The 14,971-nt window shown below is 66.8% G+C and carries 12 protein-coding genes; 6 read left to right on the top strand and 6 right to left on the bottom strand.

Translation table 11 applies throughout. The features are described from left to right. Window positions 1-31 precede the first annotated feature (31 nt). Complete coding sequence (locus LZ199_RS42480) at window positions 32-1,186, bottom strand: alkaline phosphatase PhoX (protein ID WP_253999530.1); 1,155 nt, start codon at window positions 1,184-1,186, stop codon at window positions 32-34. A 220-nt stretch (window positions 1,187-1,406) separates the two neighbouring features. Here LZ199_RS42480 and LZ199_RS42475 point away from each other — a divergent pair, with 220 nt between their 5' ends. Next, window positions 1,407-3,431, top strand: a complete 2,025-nt coding sequence (locus tag LZ199_RS42475; RefSeq protein WP_253999529.1) for a serine/threonine-protein kinase — start codon at window positions 1,407-1,409, stop codon at window positions 3,429-3,431. Window positions 3,432-3,438: 7 nt separating this feature from the next. Here the strand turns inward: LZ199_RS42475 and LZ199_RS42470 are convergent, their stop codons facing one another. The 5 genes from LZ199_RS42470 to LZ199_RS42450 all read right to left on the bottom strand — a co-directional run bounded on the left by LZ199_RS42470 (window position 3,439) and on the right by LZ199_RS42450 (window position 8,527). Further along, on the bottom strand, window positions 3,439-5,379 hold the full coding sequence (locus LZ199_RS42470) for an ATP-binding protein (RefSeq protein ID WP_253999528.1): 1,941 nt from the start codon (window positions 5,377-5,379) through the stop codon (window positions 3,439-3,441). 275 nt (window positions 5,380-5,654) lie between these two features. Beyond that, window positions 5,655-6,836, bottom strand: coding sequence for a hypothetical protein (locus tag LZ199_RS42465; RefSeq protein WP_253999527.1), 1,182 nt, complete (start codon window positions 6,834-6,836; stop codon window positions 5,655-5,657). A gap of 2 nt (window positions 6,837-6,838) precedes the next feature. Beyond that, on the bottom strand, window positions 6,839-7,567 hold the full coding sequence (locus tag LZ199_RS42460) for an ImmA/IrrE family metallo-endopeptidase (protein ID WP_253999526.1): 729 nt from the start codon (window positions 7,565-7,567) through the stop codon (window positions 6,839-6,841). Next, window positions 7,564-7,938 carry a hypothetical protein gene (locus LZ199_RS42455; RefSeq protein WP_253999525.1) on the bottom strand — a complete coding sequence of 125 codons (375 nt, stop codon included), beginning with the start codon at window positions 7,936-7,938 and terminating at the stop codon, window positions 7,564-7,566. The genes LZ199_RS42460 and LZ199_RS42455 overlap by 4 nt, the downstream gene beginning before the upstream one ends. 1 nt (window position 7,939) lies before the next feature. After that, window positions 7,940-8,527 carry an RNA polymerase sigma factor gene (locus tag LZ199_RS42450; protein ID WP_253999524.1) on the bottom strand — a complete coding sequence of 196 codons (588 nt, stop codon included), beginning with the start codon at window positions 8,525-8,527 and terminating at the stop codon, window positions 7,940-7,942. Window positions 8,528-8,797: 270 nt separating this feature from the next. On the opposite strand from LZ199_RS42450, the gene LZ199_RS42445 reads away from it, so the two are divergent. From LZ199_RS42445 to LZ199_RS42425, 5 genes are all read left to right on the top strand, one after another. Beyond that, the gene (locus tag LZ199_RS42445; RefSeq protein ID WP_253999523.1) at window positions 8,798-9,604 is read left to right on the top strand and encodes a GNAT family N-acyltransferase; all 807 of its coding nucleotides are present in this window, start codon (window positions 8,798-8,800) and stop codon (window positions 9,602-9,604) included. An 84-nt stretch (window positions 9,605-9,688) separates the two neighbouring features. Continuing rightward, window positions 9,689-10,366, top strand: a complete 678-nt coding sequence (locus LZ199_RS42440) for an iron-containing redox enzyme family protein (protein ID WP_253999573.1) — start codon at window positions 9,689-9,691, stop codon at window positions 10,364-10,366. A gap of 90 nt (window positions 10,367-10,456) precedes the next feature. Continuing rightward, window positions 10,457-10,717, top strand: a complete 261-nt coding sequence (locus tag LZ199_RS42435; protein ID WP_253999522.1) for a DUF3892 domain-containing protein — start codon at window positions 10,457-10,459, stop codon at window positions 10,715-10,717. Window positions 10,718-11,213: 496 nt separating this feature from the next. After that, window positions 11,214-12,341, top strand: a complete 1,128-nt coding sequence (locus tag LZ199_RS42430) for a metallophosphoesterase family protein (protein WP_256569832.1) — start codon at window positions 11,214-11,216, stop codon at window positions 12,339-12,341. After that, complete coding sequence (locus tag LZ199_RS42425; protein ID WP_253999574.1) at window positions 12,338-14,863, top strand: hypothetical protein; 2,526 nt, start codon at window positions 12,338-12,340, stop codon at window positions 14,861-14,863. The genes LZ199_RS42430 and LZ199_RS42425 overlap by 4 nt, the downstream gene beginning before the upstream one ends. Window positions 14,864-14,971 lie beyond the last annotated feature (108 nt).

Below are 14,971 nucleotides of genomic sequence, written 5' to 3'. Positions count from 1 at the left end.
TGATTGCGCCGCGCGGGGGCTGTGGTTGTGTTCAGCGGAAGGGCCCGCTCACCTCGAAGGTGACGCCCTGTCCGTCCGTTCCCCGCTGCGAGCTGAAGTACAGCCGGTGCCCGTCTGGACTGAATGCGGGGCCGGTGAGCTCCGAACCCGCATGGCCTTCGAGCTGGAGGAACGGTGAGACAATCCGCTCCGGCTGCGGGGTGATGAGGCAGAGCTGGAGGTCATCTCCGTCCTCGGCCACGTAGAGGTCCCCCGAGCGGGACACGGTGACGTTGTCCACGCCATGCAGGGGCGAGTCCGGGAAGAGGTTGTCGTCGTAGAGAATCTCCACCCGTCCGGTGGACGGGGTGTGGGCCCAGACGCGGTTGTCGCCCTTGGTGGTGAAGTAGACGGTGCCGCTGTCGTACCAGCAGCCCTCTCCGCCATCGAACGCGGTGGTCACGAACCGCGCGGGCTGGAGCCAGGCGGGGCTCGACGCGGAGACCTTCACCCAGCTGAAGCTCGCGGTGCCCTCCAGCGCATTGCCTGACAGGCGCGCGGCCTCGAGCGTGCCGGAGGCGAGTGAAGGCCACTGGGCTGGCGTGAAGCGGTAGAAGCGCCCGTGGGGGCGGTCCTCCGTCAGGTACAGCCGTCGTCCCACGGGGTCCACCGCGACGGCCTCGTGGGCGTAGGTGCCCAGCGCGGCGCGGCGCAGGCCCTGCGAGGGACGCAGCGGGTCGCACTCCCATACGTGTCCGCCGTCCCATTCCTCACAAGACAGCCACGTGCCCCACGGGGTCGGGCCTCCCGCGCAGTTGGCGATGGTTCCGCCGAGGATGCGATAGGCGCCCACCACGCCGCCGCCGCCGTCGAAGCGCAGCGCGGAGGCACCGCCGAGCAGGGGCAGCTCGCTGTTGGACGTGTAGACCCAGCCACCGTCGCCCGTGGCGAAGCACGTGCCGCCATCCGGGCTGCCGTGCCAGGGATAGTTCGTCCCAGGGACGACTTCATTCGTGCGAGCGAGGATGCGAGAGGTGAAGCCCGCGGGCAGTCGCAGGCCTTGCGCATCTGGTGTTCCGGAGAGGGCGCCATAGGGGCCGGGGCCTGGCCGCGACGGGGCCGCATAGGCCGAACGCCAGAAGCCGGGCCCCAGGACGAGCAGTCCGCTGCTCATCGCGGTGAGTCGAAGGAAGTTCCTGCGCTGCATGGGCTTGCTCCAGTTCGGGGACAAGCCCTGGAGACTGGTTCCAGGCATGCCGCGCGCCCATCGCGCTCCGAGGACGGGGGCGTGTCCACGGGGGGACATGGCACCGCGCGCGTCCCTGGACGGCCCTGGGGATGACCTGGGCCGTCGTGCTCTGCGTGGTCTGCCCGAAGGGCCCGGCAAGTTCTGGCTGCCAGGAATATGCGGTAGGGTCTGCACTGACATGGCCTTGCAACCCGGCGACAGGTTTGGCCGATACGAGCTGGTGTCCTGGCTTGGTCGGGGCGGAATGGCGGAGACGTGGCGAGCCCGGTGGACGGGCGACGCCGGCGTGACGAAGGCCGTCCTCATCAAGAAGGTGCTTCCTGAGTTCGTGGCGGACGACGCCTTCGTGTCGATGTTCATCAACGAAGCGCGCATCTCCGCCACGTTGTCCCATGGCAACATCGCGCAGGTCCTCGACTTCGGCCGCGTGGAGGGTCAGTACTACCTGGCGATGGAGTTGGTGGACGGCCAGCCGCTGCACCACATCCTGAAGCGCGCGGCGAAGACGGGCCTGCCACGGTTGCCCATTCCGCTTGCGACATACATCGCCGTGGAGATGTGCCGAGGCCTGCACTACGCGCATACGCGCACGGGCGACAAGGGGATGCCGCTGGGCATCGTCCATCGCGACATCTCCCCTGACAACGTCCTCATCAGCTACGAGGGCCAGGTGAAGATTGTCGACTTCGGCATCGCCAAGGCTCGCCTGGTTCGCAACTTCCAGACGGAGCCCGGGGTGGTGAAGGGGAAGTTCATGTTCTTCTCCCCGGAGCAGGCCCGGGGGCTGGAGGTGGATGCGCGCACGGATGTCTGGGCCACGGGGCTGGTGTTGTACGAAATGCTCTGTGGCCAGTTGCCGGTGACGGGCACCCAGGCCGCGGTGCTGATGCGCATGGCGCACGGCGAGTTCCCCTCGCCCCGGGCGGTATTCCCGGAGCTTCCAGCGGAGCTCGACGCGCTGGTCATGAAGGCGCTGTCCGTGGAGGCCTCGGGGCGCTACGAGTCGGCGAATGCCTTCGGGGATGCGCTGGCGGGATTCCTGTATTCGCATGCGCCTCGGTTCTCGGCGATGAACCTGGCCTATCTGACGCGGTCATTGTTTCGCGAGGACGTGGCGCAAGAGGGACGGGAGTTGTCCGTGCCCTCCTCCTTCGTCGATGAGCTGACCCTGTGGCGGCAGCCGGCGGACGCACCCTCTTCGACACCGTCCCGAGCGGCGATGGAAGGGGGCTTGAGCCAGGACGGGATGCCGAAGCCGTTGCCACAGCGGACGAAGCGCAAGCTGTTGCCGGCGGTGGTGGCCCCACCGGAGGACCATGCGGCGGTGGCGCCCGCGCCACGGGGCAAGCCGTCGAGTCGGGTCCTGGGGAGCGCGCTCGTCGTGCTGCTGGTGGTGGGCCTGGGGTTGGGTGCCTACGCGTTCCTATGGGATGCGACCGGAAAGGGAAGGGACGCTCCAGCCGCGCCCGTGGCGACACGAGACAGTGGGGTCAATCCCGCGTATCCGATTCCGGGACAGATAGGGGGCATGCCTCCCAAACCCAAGTCCGCCGCCGAGGTGGCGGAGTCGTACCGGAAGTGGGCCCAGAGGGCGCTTGATGGGGGCTCCTATCAGAGCGCTATCGACTTCGCGAAACAATGTCTTGAGACGGTGGAGGACCACGCCGAGTGCCTGATGATCTCCGGCGCCAGCCTGGCGAGAGAAGGGCGCTTCGATGAAGCCGTGAGTCGGTATCAGCGCTTCGTCGAGCGCCATCCCGAGCATTCACTGGTCGGAACCGCGCGGACGCTGATGGAGGAGTATTCGAGGAGGAGTGAGGCGAGGAAGCCCGTGCAGCGTCCGGCCCCTTCGAAACCTGTCTCAAAGGCGAAGCCATCGACCACTGGCTACACGGTTGTCTACGACGCCGCTGCTCCCCCGCCCTCTGTGAATGACCTGGTTCGCCGCGCCAGGGATTTGCGCAAGCGGAAGGAACACCGGGAGGTGCTGGCTGTCACCGCCGAGTGCTTGGCGGTGGCCCCCGACAATGCCGACTGCCACTTGATGCGCGGGCTGTCCTTTGAAGAACTCAACATGAGGGAGGCGGGAATCGAGCACTTCAGGCAATTTCTCGTGGTGGCTCCCGCTTCCCACCCAGTGCACGCCCCTGTCGATAAGCTGGTCAAGGCCTACGATAAATGGCGTGCGGAGGGCGGGAAGTAACGCCAGCTCAGTCGACGAGCAGGCGCTTCACCGGGGCGGGGTCGACCGCCACCATCAGCGGGCGGGCGAAGTTGCTGAAGGAGACCAGGGCCTGACCTGGCGCGAGCCGGGTCACCCGGTTCCAGAGGCTCTCGTCGATGCTTCCCACCGTGCGTTGCATGCGGGAGATGACGGAGCTGTCGGTCATCTTGTGGATGATGAAGTTGTTGAGCAGGCCCAGCACCTCATTGGGGAGATGTTGAGGCAGCTGCGTGACGAAGACGAGCCCGAGCCAGCGCTTGCGTCCGCGCTTGGCGATGCGGGCGACCTGCTCGAAGAGCACGGGCATCTGGCTGATGCGGCTGGCGGACAGGAACTCGTGTGCCTCCTCGATGATGATGAGCACGGGGGTGACGGCCTGGTCCTGGTTGTTCGCCTTCTCGTAGCGCGCCTCCTGCGCCTCCTGAAGTCCTCGCAGGATGTCGGCGATGACCAGGTTGTTGAGCTGGGGCGAGTCCGTGTCCGACAGGTCGATGACCGACACGCGTCCTGGTGCGAGCATCGAGTTGTAGGCCACGCCCGGAGCTGACCCCACGTCGAAGATGTTGAGGCGACGCAGGCGGTGAAGCTTGCTGGCCAGGGCCTTCCAACTGATTTCGTGCCGGCTGCTCTGGGCCATCACCCGGCGCATGACCATTCCCGGGTTGCTCTTGAAGTCGCTGTAGAGTGTGAGGGCGTTGCCCGGCGGAGGCGAGGCCTCTTCGGGTGCTGGGGCATCCAGTCCCTCGAGTGCCTCCAACAGGGGCTCCCTGCGTCGTGACGAGGCGCGAGGACGGGGCCTGGCCTCCGCGCGGCCCTCGTCACTGAGGCTGTAGATGTAGGCGCTCACGACATCCAGCACATGCTGGATGGTCATCCGGGGATATCCTGTCGACAGCTCGTCCACGTCCAGCGCCTGTTGTCTCTCCTGCTCGCTTATCGGGAAGATCTTGAAGTCCTCCAGGAGCAGCTTGGTGACGTCGTAGGCCTTGAGGAATCGCTCCTGCTGCGCATCCGACATGTCCAGGATTTCGGCCAGGGCATAGGGTGACAGGCTGGAGAAGTTGAGGGCGAAGCGGTGCAGGTTCTTGTGGCGCGGGTTGCGGCTGGAGCGGCCCGTCAGGTGGTGGAGGTGCAGGTCCCTGACGCCTTGAGGCCGCTGGCCCCTGCGCTTGAGGGCCTCCAGCATGGCGACGTGGTCCGTGGGTTCATCCACATGCGTGTACTCACCCTCCACGTCGAAGATGACGGTGGCGATGCCCTCCGCCTGGGCGCGGTGGATGAGCGTGGCCACGGTGGTGGACTTGCCGCCGCCCGTCGTCCCGATGATGCCGGTGTGGCGGGGCAGGACGGACTTGTCGCGCGCGTTGAGGCGGGCCTCCATCCGCTCGTAACCCACGACGACGCCCAGGCACAGGTCGCCGCCCACGCCGAGCACACGCTCGCTCTCCTTGTCATCCAGTACGAACACGGGGCTCTGGGGACGCGGCCGGAAGCGGGGAGGCTTCAGCGTGCCCTCCACCTCTTCGCCCAGGAGCTCCACCTCCGCGCGACCGTGGTAGTCGAACGTGTATGTGAGCTTCTTGCCGTGCGTCACCACGCCAATGGCCATCGTCGAGTTGGCGGGGACGGCGTTGGGTTCCGCGAAGGGGCCTCGGACGACGACCCCCAGGTAGGTGCGCTTGTCCTCGCGGGACTTCACCCGCACCAGCGTCTGGGACGCGAGCAGGTGGATGTCGTCGCGGGCAAGCAGGACGGTGAGCAGGTTGTCCTCGCTCGACGTGGTGTCGAAGTGGGTGAAGCCCGCGGCCAGCTCCAGCTCGGGGTCGAGCGGGGCCGCCGTCGTGTCGTTCCTCAGTTCCTCGAGCGCGGCGCGAGCCTCCGGCGGTGTCGCGCGGACGACGCCGCCGCGTCCCTCGCGCGCGGTCATCGGCGGCGGAGCTGCTGGAGGAGGTGGTTCCGGTGGCGAGGGTCTGCTCGACGGCGGAGGAGCCGTGCGGGACGGCGGTACCGGAGACGACTGCCTGCGAGGCTCACCGCCCGTGGGCGGCCCCTGGCGCGGTGGCTCACCGCGAGGTCCTCCGAGGGCATGGAGCGGCGCCGGGTGGCCGTTCAGACCATGCGGTGCACGACTCGGGGTGTTGTCGAACAGCCCTGGACCTGGTGACCTCGGACCCTTGCCATCATGGGACATGGTGTCTCCCCCTACCGGCGCATGCTGCGCTCACTGAAGAACTGGAGATTGGCGCCCGCCTGGGCATACGCGTCGTGGACCAGCCCCAGGAAGCCGTCGTCGCCAAAGGCGCTGCGGCAGGACATCTCCGCGACGTCGAGCAGCAGGGGAAAGCCGCGCTCGGGACGCAGCACGCTGTCGGCCATGGCGACCCAGGCGGCCTCGTGCACGTGCTCGCGGTGCGCGTAGAACAGCCGGGGAGGGGAGTGGTCCGAAATCCGGAACAGTCCCTTCACGACGCACGAGCTCGAGTCGCGCACGAACTCCCAGGCCATGCGCTTGCTCCGGCCTCCGTACTCCCAGCCCCCGACGATGTGCTCGCCATCACTCTCGAGCGTCTCGAGGAGCGCGTACTCGCCCGCGTCGAGCGCGAAGCCCATCGTCAGGAATCCCCGGTCCTGGAGTGAGCCGGAGACGAAGACGAACTTCTTGTGTTCATGGATGACACGCTGGAGCACGGACAGCGAGCGCTCCAGCAGGGTCATGTAGCCGGAGCCGGAGAGCAGCTCGTGCGCGCAGGGATTGCCAATGCCCATCCGCCACTCGGCGGAGGACTTGTTCAAGAGAGCGGCCCGCTCCGCATAGGTCCGGATGCCCCGACGCGCCATCCGGGACAGGGTGTCTTTGTTCCCCTGGAAGCGGTTCTGGCGCATGTTGATGTAGTCCATCGCTTCCTGGGCGGGATTCGTGTTTCGCGCGGCCATCTCCTTGCGAAACAGGCGCTTCGAAAAGGCGCCGGAGTTCCCCTGGTAGCCGACGACCCCCACGCCAATCTGGGAGATGCCGATGGGCAGGCTGTCGTGGTTCACGGAGCTGCCGGCCACGGCGTCGACCTTGCCCTGGAAGAGCAGCCGCTCATGGATGAGCGACAGCTCCTCTGGCGTGACTTTGTAGACCCCTGCCTCGGGAAGCATGCCGCTGCGGGTGGACAGTCGGGGGAGAATCTCGTTGCGGACGAGGGTGCGCAGCCGCCCCTCCTTGTGCATGGCTCCGGCAATCTCGCTCCGGAATCTCTCCATGACCTTGTCCAGGTCGAGCCCCGTGGACCATCGGTCGAGGTCCAACACGGAGGTCACGTCCTCGCCGAACGTCTCCCGATAGTCGTCATCCCCAAACAACTCACCTGTCTCTTCCGGTGGAAGCCTGCTCGACATGTCTACCCTCCCTCCACTCCCAGGAACTTCTCGATGGAAAATCGCGGAGTGCGCAGGCGGCGGCGCAACTCCTGGACGTAGGTGTCGGCCTTCTGCCGGGGAAGTCCGTACCGGAAGAACAGCAGGCCCGTGGCCTCCTCGGCGGGAATGTCCATCACCAGGGGCGCCACGAGCCTCGCCGGAGCCAGCAGTTCCAGGGCCAGCAGGTCCGCGCGCCACTCGGAGTCCATCACCGCGCGACGGGCGTAGTGCCCGGAGGCATCGCGGGCCATGAGGTCGACCGGAGGCCCCAGCGAGAGCTTCTCGAAGAGGGCCGTCATGGACTCTTCTGGCGTGGGCTCACGCAGGCCGTCGAGCACCGGCAGTATCTGCTCGCCAAACACCCGCAAGGCCCGCTGGCGTGGAAGCCATTGGTCCAGGATGAAGTGCGACAGTTCGTGCGCGACGGTGAAGCGCTGCTCGGCGTTTTCCTCGGACCTGTCCACGAACAGGAAGCCGTGTCCGGCTTTCGCCACCATGCAGCCATGGAAGTCATTCGCATCACCCTCGACGGGCTGACGGATGCCCCGGCGCAAGAGCCAGTCCCTCACGGCCTGTTGCGTCAGGTGGGGCAGGGCCACCACCTTGACGGAGAGCCGCGAGGGAATCTCCGTCGACAGGTTTCGTGGGAAGCGCGAGGGGGCCGTGAAGCCACACTCCTCCACGGCCTCCTCGAGCCAGAGCGGCGTCATGGACTCGTCTTCTCGCCCGGGACGCGGTCTCTCGCGGCCATCTGGAGGGGAGGTTCCTCTCCGTTGGCGGCCGTGACCTGCTTGGACAGGGCCTCCACGATTTCGACGTGTCGAATCACGTCGACCAGCGCCTTGCGATTCACTTCATGACGTTCGGTGATGGCGGTGACCTGGGTGTCGAAGTCCGGGCCCTCGGGTTTGCGGCACAGACACAGCCAGTAGAGGACTTCCCGCGTGCAGCACAGGTCCCGCGCGAGTTCGGCCTCGGTCCGCTCCTCCAGTTGGCGATACCTCTCGAATGTATAGGCAAGCGTCCAGGACGCGCGCTGGGCACGCAGGGCGGCCCGTTCGAGCCAATCAGGGTTCGACATCTCACTCCTCCTTCCCGATCCGTCCCAGGGTCTTCATGAGGCGGTCCCGGTTCCGTTTCACCTCGCGGCGGAGCTCTTTCTCCGGCAGCGTCGGCAGGTTCATGGCCTTGGCCAGGGCGTCGGTGGAGCGCTCACCTTGGAGGATGAGCCCGAAGGCGGCCCGGTCCCGCTCCTGAATGGCCTGTTCGAGTCGTCCCATGAGGTGCCCCACCTCCACGTTGATCTCCAGGCTTCTATTCGGAGCCGTCGCGCGAAGTTCGATTACCTCCCCGAATTCCCTTTCTCGGCGCTGGCGGGCCTCCCGGGCGCGGTGCGTATCCCGGGCCTGCATTTCGGCGTTCCGTGTCAGATACGAGGACAGACGGCTCCTGTGGGCCTGGTACCGTTCGGGATTCTCCAGATACTCCATGAGGACGTCGCAGACCGCGTCGTACGCCTCGTCGTCTTCGGGTCTTCTCCGGCTGCGGCAAAGCACTCGGGTGATGGGGTCCATGAAGACCCTGAAGACATCCTGGGAGGCCAGTGCCTCGTTCTTTTTAAGGACGCGCTCATGAAGTGCCTGTTCCTCCGCTTGTGATGGAAACCTCATCCCCACTCCTCGCCGGGAAACTCCTGCCCGCTCTCGGGTTGACTGCGACATGTATGTTCGTTCCCACCCTGGCGAGTTCGACGGAGGTGGGTTTGTGCATCTCCATGAAAGGTTGCTGGAGGCCAGTCCCTCTGTCTGTACCTCCCAGGTGGTATGCCGCCGGGCTTGCGCCGGAGAAATCAGCGCCGTGCGCACTTTGGATCCCGGCAACGAATGAAGGGACAGGAGACGGCGAGCCGCCGCGACCGACCTGAGTTCGTGAGGGAACCCATGACGTCCATGCACTGCCGAGTTGCCACCACCCAGCGAGAGCTCGATGACGCGCTTCGCGTCCGTTGGGCTGTGTTTGGGGGAGAGCTGAAGCTGATGACCGCGAAGTCCTCTCCGTCGAGGCGGGAGGTGAGTTGCTTCGACACGCTGGAGACCACGGTGCATCTGGTCGTCTACGCGGACCGCGAGCCGGTGGCGACGCTGCGGATGTTGATGACGAACCCCGAGGTGGCGCTCGCCACGGGTGGGCGGCTGGGCATCGAGCTGGAGCAGCGGCTGGACCTGTCGGGCGTGGGCGGGCCGGGCATGGTGTTCGCGGAGACCGCGCGCTTCTGCGTACTCGAGCGCTGGCGGCACTCCGAGGCGGTGGCGCATCTGCAGGCGGGTATCTACGCGGAGAGCCGGCGGCGCGGCGTGACGCACTGGATTGCAGCGGCGAACCTGGAGACGGACTCGTGGGAGGACGCCCGTCTCAGTGCCCAGGTCGCGGCGTACCGGGGATGGACGAGCCCCCGCTGGCGGGTGCGCGACTCGGAGCCGAGCGAGGCGCCGGTGTTCCCCAGCAGTCCCTTCTATACGCCCGCGGAGCGTGAGCGCGCGCGGTGGGGCCGCCTGGACGGGCTGCGGATGCCGAGGGCGCCCTGTCTCTTCGCCCGGAAGATGGGCGCGCGGTTCATCTCCGGGCCGCTCTACGACGCGAGCTTCGGCCGCTTCATCCTGCCGCTCATCGCCGCGCTCGACGACGTCCCCGGCAGCACCTTGGAGCGGTTCCGCGCGCTCGACGGCCTCCTGCGTCGCGCCGGCTGACCCCCAGCCCCGCCGCATTTCTTCCTTCACCTTCAACCCGTAACAGCCGGGAGCGTGAGCCCCGGACAGGAGACGTCCGTGCAGATGACGCTGGAGTGCTCGAAGCCGATGGATTGGGTGGGCCTGCTGGAGCAGGAGGCGCGCGCCCTGGTGGCGACGTTGGATGCGCATCCCGACGCGAGCCGCCTGTTCGCGGGCACTTTGGACCGTGAGGGCTACATCCACTACCTGGTGCAGACGTATCACTACGCGCGCTGGAGCACTCCGCTGCTGAAGAGCGCGGGGGAGCGGCTCAATCGGTTGGGCCGGCACCCGCGATTGGCGGAGCTGCTGCTCCAGAAGGCCGCGGAGGAGCGCGGGCACGAGCGCTGGCTGCTCGCCGACCTGTACAACCTGGGCTGCTCGCAGGAGCAGGTCCACGCGATGGAGCCGTGCCCTGGCGTGGAGGCCTACACCGGCTGGAACTTCTTCACCTCCCGGGCGGGCATCCCCACCGCGGTCCTGGGGACGTCCTATGTGTTGGAGTACCTCTCCCTGGCGCGAGCGACGGAGGCGTCCGAGCGGCTGGTCCAGGTCGCGGCCATTCCCAACATCGGCAAGTCGGTGACGTTCCTGCGGGCCCACGGTGGACTGGATGGAGACCACGTGGAGGAGCTGGCGACGGTGCTCCGGACGCTGACGGACGTGGAGGAGCAGTCCGCCGTGCTGCTGTCGGCTCGCACGACGCGCGTCGTATATCCGGCCATCTTCCGTGAGCTGTGAGCTTCCATACCTCTCCCGAGGTAGAGACAACCCACCCGGCCCCCGCCATTCTCCCGCTCGAAGCAGGACATCCACGCGAGCGGGGGCGCCATGCGTTACATCACTCACATCCACCTCGAGGGCGGGCGGAGGCTTGAGCACATCTCACGGGTTCGCTGGCGTGATGGACTCATGACGGGGACGAGTACGCGGCAGCAGATGGTGGAATGGATTGAAGACGGTGGCGATGCGAGGGTCCAGGCCCTGCCCGTGGATGCTCGGGTGGAGGTCGTCAATGCGCGACCGGCCTACCTGCGGTCGGTGCCGAACATCAGTGTTGTCGACAATCTGTTGTCCCTGCCGGAGTTCTGAGCCGGCCGGGTGACTGGGTGCCACGGGCGGGGCCGGAGGAAGGGCCGGCCCCGTCCGTGGTGGCTCAGCCAGGTTTCCGATGGGTTGCCATGTTCATCCCCTTTTTCCTCTCCATAGACGGGAGAGGGGAAAGCTGTCCCTACCACCCCAGTGGTAGATGCCCTTCCGGCCCGTCGCCCTACCTCCCAGGCATGGAACACCCGAGAGGGCCGGACTCCGCCTGTCTGGCTGGAGTCGAGCCACGCTGGCGGTGAGCGGGTGCATGCATCGATCCTAGCGGAGCCTCTGGGACAAAGACACGCCCCTCGGATGGATTGATGCGTTTGATATTTGTTACCCGGGTGGGTGCGTCCTCACTCATCGGGTAGGGCCTGCGGGGGGAGAGGCTACTCCTCGGGAGGTATGTCCTGACCTTCCCGTGTGTCGGTACCGTGTATCGAGTTCGGGTCGACACTCCTTCCCGCCGCGTCTGGACTTCGCGGCAGCTCGGTGAGGCATGGTCAGGATTCTTCATTCCGCGGATTGGCAGATGGGGCTTCGGGCAAGACACGTGGCCCAGGTGGCGTCCTCGGTGCGTGATGCGCGGTTGGAGGCGGCTCGCAATGTCATTGAGGCGGCGAACCGCCATCAGGTGGATGCCGTCGTGCTCGCGGGCGACATCTTCGAGGACAATCTGGTCGAGGACCGGCTCGTTCATCAGGTGGTGTCGGTGTTGGAGGGCTCGCGGGCGCCGGTGTTCGTCCTTCCGGGCAACCATGACGCGCTGACGCCTGACGCCGTCTACCACCGGGCCTCCTGGAAGCAGCGGCCCGCTCGGGTCTACATGTTGGATGGTGATGCGCCCGTTCCCATTCCAGGGACGTCGGCGGTGTTGCTGGCCGCCCCGCTTCGACAGAAGAAAGGAATGAAGGACCCGACAGCCTCGTGGCGAGCTCGTGCGAACGTGGATGCCATCCGTGTAGGCGTGGCGCACGGCTCACTTCGCATCGAGGGGAAGCATGCCGCAGACGACTTTCCCATTGGCCTGGATGCCGTGAGCCGGGTCGGGCTCGACTACCTCGCTTTGGGGCACTGGCATGGGCAGTACGTCCACGAGGGGCGCACCGCCTATGCGGGGGCGCATGAGGCGACGAAGTTCGGCGAGGACGGCTCGGGACAGGCCTTGCTCGTGGAGCTCGCGTCGCGAGGCGCGCCGCCCCGACTGACCCCGGTCTCCACCGGCGTGTTGCAGTGGCGCACGGTGGAGCTGGACCTGGGCAAGGATGCGGAGCGGGAGGCCGAGCGCGTCCTGGGGCTCGTGAGGGATACGGCGCAGCCGGCCAGGACGCTGCTGCGGCTTCGCACCATGGGGGTGTCCTCGGAAGCCGCGACGCCGGTGCTGGCGCGGCTCAAGGAGGGGCTTCTGGGCAGGGCGTTCCTGCATGTCGTTGTCGATCGATGCGACATTCAGAAAGCCGAAGTGGAGGGGCTGCTGGCCAAGGCGGCTGCTTCCAGCCCCCTGGTCGCTTCACTCCTGGAGGAGTTGTCCCGGCCCTCGTCTCCTGGACTGGCGGATGTGTCGGAGGCTGGCCGGCTCGCTGCCCGCAGTCTCTTGTCGGAGCTGGTGATGGAGGCGTGGCGATGATTCTGCGCGGACTTCGCGTTCAGCACTTCCGTTGCTTCCGAAATCCCGTGGAGTTGAAGGGATTGGGAGTGGGCATCCATGTCGTCCATGCGCCGAACGAGGCGGGGAAGTCGAGCCTCGTCCTGGCCCTCGCGCGGGCGCTGTTCGACCGGAACTCGACCAAGGACAAGGAGATACAGAACCTGCGTCCGTGGGGGACGACGTTGTCGCCTCGCGTGACGGTCGAGCTGGAGTCAGGAGGGAAGCGCTATCGCCTGGAGAAGGCGTTCCTGGACGATGCCACGAGCCTGCTGGACGAGTGGACGGGGACCCGGTTCGAGCGGCTCGCGGACTCGCAGCGGTCGGATGAAATGGCGCGAGGGTTCCTGCTCTCCCGAGAAGCACAGTCCGGTGCGACGAAGATGGGGCACTGGGGGCTGGCCCGACTGCTCTGGCTGAATCAATCCCCCGAGCGTCATGTGTTGCCGGAAATGGATATGTCCCTGAAGGCGCGGCTCATGGCGGCCGTGGGTGTCGCGGCGATGAGTCAGCAGGAACAGGAGGTGCTGAAGCGGGTGGAGGCCGCCTATCTCGAGTTCTTCACGGAGAAGAAGGGCAAGGCGGCGACGGGCAGCGAGCTGGTGGGGAGGGCGACGCTCGTGGCGTCCATCGAGGAAGAGGTGAAGAGACTTCGTGCAGAGCAGGAGGCGAGTGCGGCGCATGCCCGGGACATGGAGGAGGCGAGGAGCGCTCTGGCTGACCTCGCGGGAGAGCGGGCGGACTTCGAGACGCGACTCACGGCGCTTCAAGCACGTGTCGAGGTGGAGGCGAAGCTGGAGCAGCAGATCGCGCTTCGGGACAAGGATGTGGAGCGCCAGCGTCAGGAGTGGGCGCATCTGGACGGCAAGCAGCGGGAGTTGCTCGCACTCCGCCAGAAAGTGACGCTGCACCAGACTCTCGCGACGAAGACGGAGCCGCTCCTCAAGAAGGCCCAGGATGACATGGGTGGCCGGGAGGAGTCGCAGCGGCAGGCCCGAGATTCTTACCAGGCGCGGCTCGGCGAACAGGAGCAGGCGGAGCAGCGAAAAGAACGCGGACGCCTGCTGGACCAGGCTCGGCAGGTGCTGGTGGAGCAGCAGCGGCTGGACGGACAGCTCAAGCAGGGAGAGCGACTGGAGGTCGCCGTGGAGGGGCTGCGGCGAAAGACAGCGGCGTTGAGGCCGTTGTCCGAGACCGACGTCAAGCGCGTGGAGGATGTCGAGCGCAAGCTGCGACAGGCGCACGACAAGCTGGAGGTGCGGGGAATCGAGGTCGTCTTCAAGCCCGAGGGGGCCCGGAGCATCGAGTGGGAAGCAGAGGGGCGCGTCCAACGCCTCAAGCTGGCGAAGGCCGAAGAGAAGCTGTTCGCGGGCGTGAGCGCGGGCAGTCTGCGCATCCAGGGTGTGGGCGAGGTGAGTGTTCGCACCCAGGCCGAGGAGATTGGGAGTCTCCAGGCGGACGTGGAGAAGTTCCGCAAGGAGCTGGCGCGCCGCCTCCACGAGCATGGCGTCGAGAGCCCACACGGGCTGCGTGCCGAGTGGGAGTCGCAGCGGGTGGTGCTCCAGGAGCAACAGAAGCACGAAGGCGCCCGGACAACGTTCCTGGAGACCGCGGGCGTCGAGAGTATGGAGGAACTCCGGGACAGGCGGCGTGAGCTGGCGGGGAAGGTGGGGACGCTGGCGGGACAGCTCAACCTCTCGGTTCAAGAGCTGGCCACGCACCCGTTTCCGGAGCTCGCGGTGCTCTCCGAGGAGCTGAAGCTCCGCAAGCAGGAGGTGAAGGAGCGGGAGAAGAAGAAGGCCGACGCGGAGGCGGCGTATCGCGAGGCGGAGAAGCAGGTGCGGACGCTCACCCAGGCGCGAGACTCCGCGACGCAGACGGCGCGAGAACTGGAGTTGACGATGAAGGCCCAGCTTCAGGCGCTGGGCATGTCACTGGAGCAGCTCGGGGCCGAGGTCGAGCGAGCTCAGGGCGAGCTGGTGCGTCTGGAGAACATGGTGAAGGGGTTGAGGGCGAAGCTGCCGAGCCCGGAGGAGCGGGCGGCCACGCAGCGTCGGCAGCTCGAGGAGGCGCGTGAGCGAGTCATGGGGGACGAGAAGACGGCCCAGGAGCGAATCACCCGGGCGGAGACGCTGCTGGGGCAGGCGGCGGAGGTGGGGGTGTACTCGCGACTGGGGGAAGCGGAGGAGCGGCTCGTGCTGGCGACGGAGGAGCACCAGCAGATCAAGACCCGGGCCGACGCGGCCGAGCTTCTCCGGAAGCTGGTGCGTGAATGGCGGGAGCGCGTGAATCGGACGTTCGTGACACCGGTCCAGGACGCGGTTCACTCGCGCCTGGAGCACATCCGCGGCGGTGGGCGGAACGAGCAGCTCTCGCTGGCACCCGAGTCCCTCGATGCGGGGATGCGGACTTCCGACGGGGACAAGGCGTTGGCGAGCTACTCGTGGGGGATGCAGGAGCAGACCCTGTTCTGCCTGCGGCTAGCGCCAATGCCGGTCAGTTAGGGCGGGGGCGTTTCACCCACTTCTTGTCGTAGTTGCTCATTTTTATCTTTACGACTCGTGGGTAGCGCCTCTCGCTCCTTCGTTCCGGGAGTAGAAGCAGTCCCAGGT

Origin of the sequence: Myxococcus qinghaiensis, from assembly GCF_024198215.1 — a bacterium.
Taxonomy (GTDB): Bacteria; Myxococcota; Myxococcia; order Myxococcales; family Myxococcaceae; genus Myxococcus; species Myxococcus qinghaiensis.
Note: the sequence above shows the minus strand (reverse complement) of the source record. Positions and strands in the feature narration are given on the sequence as shown.

Bases quoted from the DNA above. Each gene is read 5' to 3' on its own strand.
- LZ199_RS42455 (WP_253999525.1), bottom strand. From the start codon at position 7,938: ATGTCGAACCCTGATTGGCTCGAACGGGCCGCCCTGCGTGCCCAGCGC.
- LZ199_RS42430 (WP_256569832.1), top strand. From the start codon at position 11,214: ATGGTCAGGATTCTTCATTCCGCGGATTGGCAGATGGGGCTTCGGGCA.
- LZ199_RS42450 (WP_253999524.1), bottom strand. From the start codon at position 8,527: ATGAGGTTTCCATCACAAGCGGAGGAACAGGCACTTCATGAGCGCGTC.
- LZ199_RS42465 (WP_253999527.1), bottom strand. From the start codon at position 6,836: ATGTCGAGCAGGCTTCCACCGGAAGAGACAGGTGAGTTGTTTGGGGAT.
- LZ199_RS42475 (WP_253999529.1), top strand. From the start codon at position 1,407: ATGGCCTTGCAACCCGGCGACAGGTTTGGCCGATACGAGCTGGTGTCC.
- LZ199_RS42435 (WP_253999522.1), top strand. From the start codon at position 10,457: ATGCGTTACATCACTCACATCCACCTCGAGGGCGGGCGGAGGCTTGAG.
- LZ199_RS42470 (WP_253999528.1), bottom strand. From the start codon at position 5,379: ATGACCGCGCGCGAGGGACGCGGCGGCGTCGTCCGCGCGACACCGCCG.
- LZ199_RS42440 (WP_253999573.1), top strand. From the start codon at position 9,689: ATGACGCTGGAGTGCTCGAAGCCGATGGATTGGGTGGGCCTGCTGGAG.
- LZ199_RS42425 (WP_253999574.1), top strand. From the start codon at position 12,338: ATGATTCTGCGCGGACTTCGCGTTCAGCACTTCCGTTGCTTCCGAAAT.
- LZ199_RS42460 (WP_253999526.1), bottom strand. From the start codon at position 7,567: ATGACGCCGCTCTGGCTCGAGGAGGCCGTGGAGGAGTGTGGCTTCACG.
- LZ199_RS42480 (WP_253999530.1), bottom strand. From the start codon at position 1,186: ATGCAGCGCAGGAACTTCCTTCGACTCACCGCGATGAGCAGCGGACTG.
- LZ199_RS42445 (WP_253999523.1), top strand. From the start codon at position 8,798: ATGACGTCCATGCACTGCCGAGTTGCCACCACCCAGCGAGAGCTCGAT.